At 33.8% G+C, this 13,571-nt stretch carries 12 protein-coding genes; 11 read left to right on the top strand and 1 reads right to left on the bottom strand.

Annotation, left to right across the window (positions count from 1 at the left end; all coding sequences use genetic code 11):
* Nucleotides 1–266: 266 nt before the first annotated feature.
* The 3 genes from QGM60_RS14600 (at nucleotide 267) to QGM60_RS14590 (ending at nucleotide 2,654) form a co-directional block, all read left to right on the top strand.
* Nucleotides 267–761, top strand: a complete 495-nt coding sequence (locus QGM60_RS14600; protein WP_281140989.1) for a DinB family protein — start codon at nucleotides 267–269, stop codon at nucleotides 759–761.
* A gap of 10 nt (nucleotides 762–771) precedes the next feature.
* Complete coding sequence (locus QGM60_RS14595) at nucleotides 772–1,005, top strand: hypothetical protein (protein WP_281140988.1); 234 nt, start codon at nucleotides 772–774, stop codon at nucleotides 1,003–1,005.
* Nucleotides 1,006–1,112: 107 nt separating this feature from the next.
* Nucleotides 1,113–2,654 carry a pectinesterase family protein gene (locus tag QGM60_RS14590; RefSeq protein ID WP_281140987.1) on the top strand — a complete coding sequence of 514 codons (1,542 nt, stop codon included), beginning with the start codon at nucleotides 1,113–1,115 and terminating at the stop codon, nucleotides 2,652–2,654.
* A 3-nt stretch (nucleotides 2,655–2,657) separates the two neighbouring features.
* On the opposite strand, the gene QGM60_RS14585 is transcribed toward QGM60_RS14590, so the two are convergent.
* Nucleotides 2,658–3,023 (bottom strand): helix-turn-helix domain-containing protein, encoded by a 366-nt coding sequence (locus QGM60_RS14585; RefSeq protein WP_281140986.1) that lies wholly within the window; start codon nucleotides 3,021–3,023, stop codon nucleotides 2,658–2,660.
* A 146-nt stretch (nucleotides 3,024–3,169) separates the two neighbouring features.
* On the opposite strand from QGM60_RS14585, the gene QGM60_RS14580 reads away from it, so the two are divergent.
* From QGM60_RS14580 to QGM60_RS14545, 8 genes are all read left to right on the top strand, one after another.
* Entirely contained in the window at nucleotides 3,170–4,057 is an 888-nt protein-coding gene (locus tag QGM60_RS14580; protein WP_281140985.1) for an SDR family oxidoreductase, read from the top strand.
* 205 nt (nucleotides 4,058–4,262) lie between these two features.
* Entirely contained in the window at nucleotides 4,263–5,951 is a 1,689-nt protein-coding gene (locus tag QGM60_RS14575; protein WP_281140984.1) for a hypothetical protein, read from the top strand.
* Nucleotides 5,948–6,313 carry a hypothetical protein gene (locus QGM60_RS14570; protein WP_281140983.1) on the top strand — a complete coding sequence of 122 codons (366 nt, stop codon included), beginning with the start codon at nucleotides 5,948–5,950 and terminating at the stop codon, nucleotides 6,311–6,313. The genes QGM60_RS14575 and QGM60_RS14570 overlap by 4 nt, the downstream gene beginning before the upstream one ends.
* A gap of 461 nt (nucleotides 6,314–6,774) precedes the next feature.
* Nucleotides 6,775–7,869, top strand: a complete 1,095-nt coding sequence (gene ychF / locus QGM60_RS14565) for a redox-regulated ATPase YchF (protein ID WP_281140982.1) — start codon at nucleotides 6,775–6,777, stop codon at nucleotides 7,867–7,869.
* A 264-nt stretch (nucleotides 7,870–8,133) separates the two neighbouring features.
* Entirely contained in the window at nucleotides 8,134–8,460 is a 327-nt protein-coding gene (locus QGM60_RS14560; RefSeq protein WP_281140981.1) for a hypothetical protein, read from the top strand.
* A 125-nt stretch (nucleotides 8,461–8,585) separates the two neighbouring features.
* Nucleotides 8,586–10,445, top strand: a complete 1,860-nt coding sequence (locus tag QGM60_RS14555; protein WP_281140980.1) for a DNA topoisomerase IV subunit B — start codon at nucleotides 8,586–8,588, stop codon at nucleotides 10,443–10,445.
* Nucleotides 10,442–10,915, top strand: coding sequence for a hypothetical protein (locus tag QGM60_RS14550; RefSeq protein ID WP_281140979.1), 474 nt, complete (start codon nucleotides 10,442–10,444; stop codon nucleotides 10,913–10,915). The genes QGM60_RS14555 and QGM60_RS14550 overlap by 4 nt, the downstream gene beginning before the upstream one ends.
* Before the next feature lie 3 nt (nucleotides 10,916–10,918).
* On the top strand, nucleotides 10,919–13,570 hold the full coding sequence (locus QGM60_RS14545; protein WP_281140978.1) for a DNA gyrase/topoisomerase IV subunit A: 2,652 nt from the start codon (nucleotides 10,919–10,921) through the stop codon (nucleotides 13,568–13,570).
* Nucleotide 13,571 lies beyond the last annotated feature (1 nt).

Here is a 13,571-nt window from a genome sequence, read left to right as displayed (position 1 = left end):
GCACAACATATATCCCAAAGATAATCTTTAAGATGAATCTGAATTTTATTAAGGTCTTTTAGTTTCGTCATAGCACTATGTTTTTAAATGCTATTGGTTGATGGATCAAATTTAGGTTGGCATAGTGACAAGGGTTTGTCAGGAAGTTTAGGAACGTCATAACAACATAAAAGCAGAATAAAAATAATTAAAATACTACTGACATACTGCTGTCACAAGCTGCTTTTACATTTGCTGTATCATTAATTATTAAAACAGAAATTATTATGGAAACCACAGCAAAACAAACGCAACCACAGGTTGTTAGTCCAGCAGAACTTTTAGAACATTGGCAAGGTCATAGACGTGTTACGCGTCGTACTATAGAAGCTTTTCCAGAAGATGCTTTTTTTAATCATAGTATAGGAGGTATGCGTCCTTTTTATAAAATGGTTATGGAGCTTTTAGCTATTGCGGAACCAGGTTTAAGAGAAATTACAGGAGATAAACCAGAATCTTTTGACGAAGAGTTTAAGCACAAAAAAAATAAGGAGTATTTCTTAAAACTTTGGGACGATGCTACGGAAGCTATCAACACGCTTTGGGCAAAATTAAAACCAGAGCAGTTTCAAGAAAACATTACGCTATTTGGACAATACGAAGGTACGGTGTATTCACAGATCTCATATTTTATAGATAACGAAATTCACCATAGAGCACAAGGTTATGTGTACTTACGTTCTTTGGGTATTGAGCCGCCTTTATTTTATATGAGAGACTAAAACAGTAATTATGAAGGAGACATTATTAAAAACTGTATTGGTATTTAAAACTTCAATTTACAACACTGATGAAGTACAAAAGCTGAATCCATTACTTAATAAGTTAGTGGCTAAAAATGACCGTTGGAATTTTGATTTGGAAGACTGTGATAACATACTTCGAGTTGAGAGTAACACCATTACAGCCGAATCAGTTTTGGGCTTGTTGGGAATGCACGGTTTTTATTGTGAGGAACTTCATTAGTAGATGAAAATAAGTCCTGAGTTAACGCTCAGGATTTTTTATTTGAAGCTGTTTTAAAATTTAGTTTGTTACTTTTATGAAAAACTAAAAGAAACAATAGCTATTATATGAAAACTAAGCCATCCGCTTTAATAATAAAGTTCATCTATATCCTAACAATAACCCTTCTTGTATCTTGTGAAACAAAGGATGAAAGTACAGATTTGGTATTTTATCCAGAGGCAAATGAGATGGGAATTTCGCCAGACACACATCTTAAAATTACTTTTAAAAGTCAGCCAAATATCGGCAACAAAGGAAAAATCAAAATATTTGACGCCTCTAATGATTCGTTAGTAGATGTTTTAGATCTTAGTATTCCACCAGGACCAACCGAATATAAAAAGAAGCCTGATGCCGATTATATTAAAGAACCATACAATTATAATACTCCTGTTTCTACCAATGCCAATACAAAACCAGGCACACCTTCAGGTGGAGCTTTGCCTACTTCAGACGATTACCAATTAACTATTATTGGTGGGTTTTCTGATGCATTTCACTTTTATCCTATTATAGTTCACGACAGTACAGCAATCATTTATCCACATCATAATTTGCTTCATTATAATAAGCAGTACTATGTTCTAATGGACAGTACAGTGTTGTCAACACCAGATGGAAATTTCAAAGGCATTTACAATAAAAACTCATGGCAATTCCAGACAAAAAAAGATAAACCAGAACTTTCTAAAAAGAAATTAGTTGTGGATGATAGAGGAGAAGGTGACTTTAACACTTTACAAGGTGCGTTAGATTTTATACCAGAGCATCACCAAGATACCATTCATATTTCAATTAAAAATGGAGTGTATGAAGAGTTGATTTATTTCAGGAATAAATCGAACATCATTATTGAAGGTGAAAGCAGAGCAAGCACTATTGTACAATATGCTAATAATGAAGTTTTCAATCCGCATCCAAGAAATTTAAAGACCAATGAAAAACCAGGAACGTTTCCATCGAGACGTGCTGCGTTTGCGATAGATAATTGTAGTAACATTCAGCTGAAAAACCTCACTGTAAAAACATTATTAAAAGGACAGGCGGAAGGCTTACTGATTAACGGAGATCAGGTGTTAGTAAAAAACGTCACTATAGTTGGTGATGGAGATGCTTTGCAAACCAACGGACCAGCATATTTTGAAGATGTAAAAATAGATGGAGGTGGAGATATGATTTTAGGCAGAGGTCCAGCATTCTTTAAAAACTGTGAGTTTTTATCGCCTGGACCATTCATGTGGATTAGAAACACAGCCGAGAATCATGGTAACGTATTTCTAAACTGTAGTTTTACAAACACAGGAAAAAATAAAGCCGTTTTAGCACGTACCACAGATAATAGAGGAGAAGGATATCCATATTGCGAAGCTGTGTTGCTTAACTGTACTTTAGATGGTATTGATCCAAAAGGTTGGGCTGTACGTGGTGAAAACACACATAGCATTCATTATTGGGAATATAATTCTACAGATAAAACTTCTGGAGAACCAATAAACATAAGCGAGAGGCATCCTATTTCTCGTCAGTTAACAAAAGAAAACGACAGTTTGCTTATTCAACAATACACTGATCCTACATTTGTGCTTGGAGGTTGGAAACCAGAATAGGATCTATTGTACTCTGCTTCGCGATTGTTTAATCCCTTCAAGATTAGTATTGGCCCATTGCACTAAATTTTGAATATAAGGCACTAGGCTTTGTCCACGTTCGGTAAGGTTGTACTCAACTTTTGGTGGTACTTGCGGATATATGGTACGTTTTACCAAATCGTCGGCTTCTAACTTTTTTAAAGTCACCGTGAGCATTTTTTGGGAAATAGTACCAATATATTTATGAATCTCATTAAAACGTAGTGTTTTAGCGTCTTCCAGAAGTAGAATAATCAATACAGACCATTTGTCTCCAATTCTATCCAGCACATTTCGCACTGGGCAATTATCAGCATCTAAATATTTTTCTAAATTATTTTCAGTCATAACAATCTCATTTTCAATAGTAGTTACCAAAAAGTAAGTGTCTCACTTTCTTTACAGTTCTTGTTTAGTCTTTAATTACTTTTTACCTTTGACTCACTAAAAGTAAGTAATAAACTTTTGTAAAGTTAAACTATAAATTTATAATAATGAAAAAAATATTGATAACAGGTGCTACAGGACATTTAGGAAGTAGTACAGTACGTTTTTTAAAAGAAAAAGTAAGCACAGATCAAATCGCTGTTTTAGTGCGTAATACAGATAGTGATATCGTTAAAAGCTATAAGTCTGAAGGCATAGATGTTAGAGTAGGAGACTACGATAATTTTGAGAGCCTTACAGAAGCATTTAAAGGTATAGACCTTTTGTATTTTGTGTCTGGTAGTGATATAGGCAAACGTTTGCCACAGCATAAAAATGTTGTTAAAGCAGCAGAACAAGCTGGTGTAGAACATATCTTATACACAAGTACGGTTAGAAATGATGAAAGCGAAGCTGCACCATTATTTCCAGTGGTAGACTCACACAAACAAACCGAGGATTTAATCTTAGCTTCAGGATTAAACTACACCATATTAAGACACAACTTGTATGCTGAGGTCATTAATATGTTTATTGGTGACAAAGCCCAAGTACTACAAACCAAATCTATTTATTTACCAACAGAAGACGGAGTCGTATCTTTTGTGCCAAGAAAGGATTTTGCTGAGGCAGAGGCTATTATTTTGGCTAAACCAGAAGCTTATAAAAATGTGATTTTAGAGTTTAACGGTAGTGAGCAAGTAGGCTTTAAGGACGTTGCAGAAAAATTATCTGCAGTGGTTGGTGAAACCATTCCTTATATATCACCAGAAGAAGGTGAGTTTAGAAAGCAATTGGCAGCAGTAGGCTTACCTCAAGAGATTATAGATATGGTGGTAATGTTTAGCCTTGGTATTGCTAATGGGGAATTTAACCATAATACCAACGATTTAGAAACGGTATTAGGACGACCAACACAGTCCATTGCAGACTTTTTAAAAGAAACCTATGCGTAAATGCATCATAGTTAAATTGTGTTGTTAAAAAATCCCAAGTCTATGGCTTGGGATTTTTTTGTTTTAAAAATACGTAACTTTACGTATATTATTGTTTAATGTTAAATAATATTTTTGCTTAAATTTTTTTATTTAATCATAATTATAAGGATATCAAATATTTTAGAAAATTTGATATCAAAAAATAACTAAAAATAATTTTAAAATGAAAAGCAAGCGAAATGGCTCAAGTAAAGTTTTAATTATAGTAATATGTACATTATTATTTTTTACTAATTGCCAACAAGAGGCAATCATAGAAAAGCCTAATAGCGATAATCAAAGTCAATCTTTGGGTGATATAAATATTAGAATAGGCTTGTGGAATCATGAAAAAGAACAAAATAGAGATTTGGTTAAGAGAGTTAGTAAGTATTTTAACGCTCAAGATGTATTAGATGCTAAAAATAATGACCAAGCTTTTTTATTGGATCAGTATCAAGTACAGACTATAGAAACTGATACTTATATTTCTTATACTTTTGTGGTTAATAGAAGTTATGAAACACCTAACATTTTAGAGAACTACTTATTGATTAAGTATCCAGATAACACATATAAACAATATCTTATTGCTTATCCATTTAATTTAGATGGGCAAGGAAATACTATATACGACTATGCTAATGCAGAGGTTACAGAAATTTCTGATGAAAGTTTAATTTTAAAAAGTGACTCTTGTGCTAATTTTCAGATTATAGCAGAAGCAGAAGGATATGTGTGTACTAGTGTTGCATGCACAGGAGCGGGTCATGACGTGGGAGATAGTTGTTCTTGTGGTGTTTCAGCAAGCTGCACACCAGCATACCTAAGCTGTGAATGGAATAATATAGTGATTTATGGGTGTTCTTCATCTGGCGGGTCAGCAGGTGGTGGTACAGGCACGGGAGATTCTAGTTCTGATCCTTCAGAAGGCTCTGGAACAGGAGGTGGTGGTGGACAAGAGCCAGGAGATGGTTTTGTGGGTAATCCTCTACCACCAGCCTCTATTAGCGAACAGTTAAAACAAAAACTTGATATAGGTAACAGAATAGGGGAGGGCACAGAGGAAAATCAAGCTCTTAATAATTGGATAGATGATATTAGTAATGGACAAGAAGTATTTGAACTCAATGAATATCTAGAGAATAACAAAGATGAAAATGGAGATAACTCTGATGAAGATATTGACTTTGTAACTGCTGTTATAAAAATCTCGGATAGTTTAGATGATGATGAAATAGCTGAGATAGCAATTAGCTATACGAGTATAATAAGTGAAACAGATTATCCAGGTATGGAAGATAATTTTCCTTATAATTGGTGGAATGACGAAACATTTGTATCAGATAATATAGACTTAAATTTAGATGGGGTAAATGAAGATTTGACCGATGAAGAAAAATGGCTTATAGCTGCTTTTCCAGCTCAAGCTTTTATAATTAATGCTAATAGAGATCCTGCTGAAGATGAAACTGAAGTTAGGTTTGGTATAAACGGTATAAATGATAAATCGGATGCTTTTAGACATGCTTTTTTCAATGCTATGAATTCAAATGATGCTGGTGATAAGGTAGCGAGATATTTCTCTACAGCACATGAGAGTGAAGTTCCAGCTAACTGGGTTCTAGAAAAACAAATGGATTTACATAATAATGATGTTGGACATATAATTGGCGATAATGCAAGTTTTTTCGTGTCAGATCAAGATCTTTCTAATGCCGTTTATCAAGCGGTTTTGGATGGTGAATTAGTTTATTTATTTCCTATAAATTATGCCGATCCAAATTTTTGGGATGACCTTTCTACAACTGAAATTAATGATGGCAACCATGGTATATCAAATTCAACCCAAATAATACCTACAGACCAATGAAAAAAATAACCTATATTGTTCTAGCCTTAATCCTTATTAATGCTAGTTGCTTAAACTTGAAAAAAGATACTGTATTTGATATTAAAAATTATAGTGGCAACATAATTACAGATGTTGTGGTTTCAAATGGAGTAAATGAAATTTATACGGATACTATAAAACCAAACGAGAAGAAAAGTGTTGTACTAAAATTTAAAGGTGTTCCTAAAACTGATGGTGGTTATAAATTACAATATAATTTAAATTCAGATAAAATCATTGAAAATTTTGGTTATTACAGTAACGGTATTCCATTGAATAGTTCTTACGAGATTAAAATTGAACAGGATACGATACTCATAAGTGAGATTCGAAAGAAATAAGATTTATAGGTTCTTAGTCTCTACAATTTAAATGAATAAGTGTAAGAAAAATAAAATTTTCTCGCACTTTTTTTAATTCAATTAAAAAAAAGATTTGTCAAAAAAGATTTCAAAAAAATAATATAAAATTATGCAAATAAACGATACAAGTATTTTTTTAATTTTATGGCAAGTCTTAATTCTAATATTAGTTATAGCTATATTATTTGTTGTTATAAAACTTTCACGCAAATTATATATTTATTTAGATTTAAAAATACAATATTTAAAAAATAAATTAGAGAAATAAAGTTTTGTTGAATAAAATAAGGGTTATAATTATTTTTAAAAACTTCTTTCAATTCCACTAATTAACTACATTTGCAGCGCATAAAAAGAATCCATCTTTAATCTCAAAAAGAGGACACAGAAGTTGGGTATGATGTTTAACTAAAAAGATTCCTGCCTTCGCAGGAAATATTATGAAAGCTGGAATTGTAGGATTACCAAACGTAGGAAAATCAACTTTATTTAACTGTTTGTCTAATGCCAAAGCGCAAAGTGCAAACTTTCCATTTTGTACCATAGAACCTAATATTGGTGTGGTAAACGTACCAGATCCAAGATTATCTAAATTAGAGGAATTGGTAAAGCCAGAGCGCGTTATGCCAGCAACCGTAGAGATTGTAGATATTGCTGGTTTGGTAAAAGGAGCAAGTAAAGGTGAAGGTTTAGGAAATCAATTCTTGGCCAACATCAGAGAAACAGATGCTATTCTACACGTCTTACGTTGTTTTGATAATGATAATATTGTTCATGTTGATGGTTCTGTAAATCCTCTAAGAGACAAGGAAACCATTGATATGGAGCTTCAGCTTAAAGATCTAGAGACTACAGAGAAAAAGCTAGATAAGGTAAAGCGTGCTGCAAAAACAGGTAATAAAGAAGCACAAGCTGAAGAAGCAGTACTTTTAAAAATAAAAGAAGGTTTAGAATCGGGGAAATCGGTCAGAGCATTAGAGTTTTCTGAAGACGATTATGAAGATTACGTAAAGCCTGCACAATTCATTACCGATAAGCCTGTAATGTATGTTTGTAATGTAGATGAAGGTGCTGCTACAACAGGTAATGATTATGTTGAAAAAGTAAGAGAAGCTGTAAAAGACGAAAATGCTGAAGTATTAGTTTTGGCAGTTGGTACAGAAGCAGATATCAATGAGCTAGATGATTATGAAGAGCGCCAAATGTTTTTGGCAGACATAGGTTTAGACGAACCTGGTTCGGCAAAATTAATTCGTGCCGCATACAAATTACTAAAACAGCAGACTTACTTTACTGCTGGTGTAAAAGAAGTAAGAGCTTGGACGGTAACTGTTGGTGCTACTGCGCCACAAGCTGCTGGAGTTATTCATACCGATTTTGAAAAAGGCTTTATTAGAGCAGAGGTTATTGCATACGACGATTACGTGCAATATGGAAGTGAGAATAAAGTAAAAGAAGCAGGTAAAATGCGTGTTGAAGGTAAAAATTACATTGTTAAGGATGGAGATGTGATGCATTTCTTATTCAACGTGTAAATTTTTTATCATTTATTCGGTTTTTAACGTCTTGATTATCAGTTAACGTCTTGTTTGGGCTGAAAAAATCAAAGAAAATTATGTGACAGCTTCTTAAGTGAAGTGTCTTATACATAAAGATAGATTATGCCTCAAATTATAGTAGAAACCGTAATTAATGCCAATATTGAGGTTTGTTTTGATTTGGCAAGAGATATTCGTTTTTATGCTTAATCCTTAAAAAACCGAAATGAAATTCCTGTTAGTGGAAAAACATCTGGTTTTATGGAGGAAGGGGATTTTGTAACTTGGGAAACCAATCATCTTGGCTTTGTACAACACCTTACAATAACTGTCACAGGTTTTGAAAAACCTTTTTTATATGTGAACGAAATGACTGATGGTAGTTTTAAATCTTACAGGCATGCACATATTTTTAAAGAAGAACAAGAAGGTAAAACCATAATGATAAATGAACTTCACTTTACTTCTAAATATGGAATTCTAGGTAAACTTATAGATAACCTAATTTTAAAAAGACATATTAAGCGTATTCTAATTGATAGAAACGAAATTTTTAAGCAAAAAGCTGAGGAATTATCAAAACGATGAAATCTGTTATAGGTTCTCAACAATAGCGGTACTTTATTGTTAATTACTTTACCAAAAGCGAGTTTCATTTTTTACGGTATAGTATTATATTAGCAGTCCACCGTAATAATAACCGTCCTTTTTCTATGGCAGAACAATCTAACTATACAGAAGATAATATTCGTTCACTCGATTGGAAAGAACACATCCGTATGCGTCCTGGTATGTATATCGGTAAGTTGGGTGATGGTTCTTCGCCAGACGATGGTATTTATATCCTTCTTAAAGAAGTTTTAGACAACTCTATAGATGAGTTTGTTATGGGAGCTGGTAAAACTATTGAGGTTTCCATTCAAGGCGAACGTGTCATTGTTAGAGATTATGGTCGAGGTATTCCGTTAGGGAAAGTGGTAGATGTTGTTTCTAAAATGAATACAGGTGGAAAGTACGATACCAAAGCCTTTAAGAAATCTGTAGGTTTGAATGGTGTCGGTACCAAAGCGGTAAATGCGTTATCGACTTATTTTAGAGTAGAATCAACTAGAGATGGTAAGTCGGCTTCAGCTGAGTTTGAACAAGGGGACTTAACTAATCAGGAATTACTTGAAGAAACGAGTAGAAGAAAAGGAACTAAAGTTAGTTTTATTCCTGATGAAGCGATATTCAAAAACTACAAATTCCGAAATGAGTATGTAGAACGTATGCTTAAAAACTATGTGTACCTAAATCCAGGTTTAACTATAGTTTTCAATGGTGAAAAGTTCTACAGTGAAAATGGTTTAAAAGATTTGCTTTCTGAAAACATCAATACTTCAGATTTACTTTATCCGATTATTCACTTACGTGGTGACGATATTGAAGTTGCCATTACGCACAGTAAAACTCAGTACAGCGAAGAATATCATTCTTTTGTAAATGGCCAGAATACAACACAAGGAGGAACCCATTTAGCGGCTTTTAGAGAAGCTATTGTAAAAACCATTCGAGAGTTTTACGGTAAAAACTATGACGCATCAGACATAAGAAAGTCTGTTGTAGCTGCTATAGCTATTAAAGTTATGGAGCCAGTTTTTGAAAGTCAGACAAAAACAAAACTAGGTTCTACAGATATGGGTGGCGAATTGCCTACGGTAAGAACTTATATTAATGATTTTGTAAAAACATATTTAGATAATTACCTTCATAAAAATTCTGAGGCTGCAGAAAAGATTCAGCGAAAGATTTTACAGGCAGAGCGTGAACGTAAGGAGTTATCCGGAATTAGAAAATTGGCTAAGGACAGAGCTAAAAAAGCGAGTCTTCATAATAAAAAACTTAGAGATTGTCGTATTCACTTTGGTGATACCAAAAACGAAAGATATCTCGATACAACATTGTTTATTACAGAGGGAGATTCTGCATCAGGTAGTATTACAAAGTCTAGAGATGTTAACACACAAGCTGTTTTTAGTTTGAAGGGAAAACCTTTAAACTGTTATGGACTTAGCAAAAAGATAGTTTACGAAAACGAAGAGTTTAATCTTTTGCAAGCAGCATTAAATATAGAAGAGTCTTTAGAGGATTTGCGTTATAACAATGTTGTAATTGCAACTGATGCCGATGTTGATGGTATGCACATTCGTTTGTTGTTAATTACTTTCTTCTTACAGTTTTTTCCTGAAGTTATAAAGGAAGGACATTTATATATTTTGCAAACTCCTTTGTTTAGGGTGAGAAATAAAAAAGAGACGATTTATTGTTACACGGATGAAGAGCGTGTAGATGCTATAGAAAAATTAAAACCTAAACCTGAGATTACACGATTTAAGGGATTGGGTGAAATTTCACCAGATGAATTCAAGCATTTTATTGGTGAGGATATGCGTTTAGATCCTGTAATGCTAGATAAAGACATGTCTATTGAAGAATTATTGTCATTTTACATGGGGAAAAACACTCCGACTAGACAAGAATTCATTATCGAAAATCTTAAAGTTGAACTTGATATTGTTGAAGAAACTGCATGAGAACCGACAATAGAAAAGTAAGAAATACGGTTATTTCCATTTATTTTGTATTGATATTGCTAACGGTTTTAATGGCAACGGTATTTAGTTCATTAGAATTGGTTGAGAATGGTGTTTTTTATGTCTTTCTAGGGTTTTTAGTGCTTTTAGTGCTAGTGCAATCTATAGCAGGTTATTTTGAGTACGATAGTGATGGTGATAAAATTATTGTAATTAATAAAGGGTTAATTCTTACGGAATACATTAATTACAGGCAGAAGAAGATTAAATTCAAAAGGAATCAACTAGTAGGATTCAAGATTAAAAATTATTTTTTTTATAAATCATTGGTTTTACAAATCAAAACTCATGAAGATAGGGTGGTAAAGTATCGCTTTAATGTTACTTTACTAAAGCCTAAGAAAATCAGATATGTAAAGCAGTCTCTAAGGAAAATATTCAAGGAAAGAAAAATTAGCAAATTAGGATAGAGGATGTCAGAAGAAAATGAAGAGCTTTTAAACGATGAAAGCGGTAACCAGGAAACAATAACCAAGGTTACAGGAATGTATAAAGATTGGTTTCTAGATTACGCTTCGTATGTAATCTTGGAACGTGCTGTGCCAGCTATAGAAGATGGTTTCAAACCTGTGCAAAGACGAATTATGCATTCCATGAAAGATCTCGATGATGGTCGTTATAACAAAGTAGCGAATATTGTCGGTCATACCATGCAATATCATCCTCACGGTGATGCCAGTATAGCGGATGCTATGGTTCAGATTGGTCAGAAAGACTTACTGATAGATACTCAAGGTAACTGGGGAAATATCCTTACAGGTGATCGTGCGGCAGCTTCTCGTTATATTGAAGCTAGACTTTCAAAATTTGCTTTAGATGTTGTATATAATCCGAAAATTACAGAGTGGCAAGCTTCTTACGATGGTAGAAGGAAAGAGCCGATTAATCTTCCTGTGATGTTTCCTTTGCTTTTAGCGCAAGGAGGTGAAGGAATTGCGGTAGGACTTTCAACAAAGATTCTTCCGCATAATTTTATAGAATTAATTGACGCTTCTGTAAAACATCTTAAAGGTAAGCGATTTAGCTTAATGCCAGATTTCCCGACAGCAGGTATTGCTGATTTTACTAACTATAATGACGGTATGCGTGGCGGAAGAGTTAGGGTAAGAGCTAAAATTTCACAGCGAGATAAAAATACCTTGGTTATTACTGAAATTCCATTTGGAACTACAACATCTTCGTTGATAGATTCAATTCTTAAAGCCAATGATAAGGGTAAAATAAAAATCAAGAGAATTGAAGATAATACAGCTGCTGAAGTTGAAATATTAGTACATCTTCCGTCTGGTTTATCTCCAGATAAAACTATAGATGCACTATATGCTTTTACAAGTTGTGAAACCTCTATTTCTCCATTAGGCTGTGTTATTGAAGATAATAAGCCGTTTTTTGTTGGTGTTACAGAAATGCTGCGTCGTTCTACAGATAACACCGTTCAGCTCTTAAAACAAGAGTTAGAAATAAAACTCGGTGAATTTGAAGAGCAATGGCACTTTGCATCTTTAGAGCGTATTTTTATTGAGAATAGAATTTACCGTGATATTGAAGAAGAGGAAACATGGGAAGGAGTGATAGAGGCAATTGATAAAGGGCTTCAGCCACATATTAAGCATTTAAAGCGAGAAGTTACCACAGAAGATATTACACGTCTTACGGAAATTAGAATCAAAAGAATTTCAAAATTCGATATTGATAAGGCACAGCAAAAAATTGAAGCTTTAGAAGATCAAATAGCTGAAGTAAAACATCACTTAGCTAATCTTATAGATTATGCCATAGCGTATTTTGAAAGACTAAAAAAGGATTACGGTGAAGGTAAAGAGCGTAAAACTGAAATTAGAGTTTTTGATGATGTAGATGCTACTAAGGTTGTTATAAGAAACACAAAACTCTATGTAAACAGAGAGGAAGGCTTTATTGGTACATCTTTAAGGCGTGATGAATATGTGTGCGATTGTAGTGATATAGATGATATTATCTGCTTCACTGCTGATGGTAAGATGATGGTAACCAAAGTGGATACGAAAACATTTATTGGTAAGAATATTATCCATGTTGCTGTTTTTAAGAAGAAGGACAAGCGCACGATCTACAACATGATTTATCGCGATGGCAAGAAAGGCCCTTCTTACGTGAAACGTTTTGCTGTTACAAGTATGACTCGAGATAGAGAGTACGATATGACCAATGGCAATAAAGGATCGTCTCTTTGGTATTTTTCCGCAAATCCAAATGGAGAGGCGGAAGTAGTAACTATTTTATTAAGACAGGTTGGAAGTATCAAAAAGCTGAAATGGGACTTAGATTTTTCTGATGTTTTAATAAAAGGGAGATCGTCTAAAGGTAACTTGGTTACTAAATACGCTATAAAACGTGTAGAGCTCAAAGAAAAAGGCGTTTCAACATTGAAACCAAGAAAGATTTGGTTCGATGATACTGTTCAAAGATTGAATGTGGATGGTAGAGGTGAGTTGATTGGTGAGTTTAGGGGTGAAGACCGTTTGTTGATTATTACGCAGTCAGGTATGGCAAAAACGATAATACCAGAATTAACGACTCATTTTGAAGACGATATGATTGTTTTAGAAAAATGGGTGCCTAAAAAACCTATTTCAGCAATTTACTACGATGGTGAAAAAGAGCGTTACTATGTGAAACGCTTTTTGATAGAACAAGAAGGAAAAGAGGAAACTTTTATATCGGATCATCCAAGCTCTCAATTAGAAGTTATCTCAACAGATTGGCGTCCTATGGTAGATGTTGAATTCACGAAAGAACGAGGTAAAGATCGTAAGCCTAATATGGAGGTTAATCTTGAAGAGTTTATTGCAGTAAAAGGCATTAATGCACTAGGAAATCAGTTGACTAGAGATAAAATAAACCAAATAAACATTCTAGACCCATTACCTTATGAAGCTCCTGAAGAAGTTCACGCGGATGATTTAGAAGTTATAGACGAGGAAACCGTTGATAGTGATGAAGATTCGGAATCTTCAAGCGATTCTGAAAACACATCTAATGATTCAGAAGGTAAAGATGAACAAGGTCAGGGGACATTATTTTAGT

It is taken from the genome of Winogradskyella sp. SYSU M77433 (assembly GCF_029911945.1).
Taxonomy (GTDB): Bacteria; Bacteroidota; Bacteroidia; order Flavobacteriales; family Flavobacteriaceae; genus Winogradskyella.
Note: the sequence above shows the minus strand (reverse complement) of the source record. Positions and strands in the feature narration are given on the sequence as shown.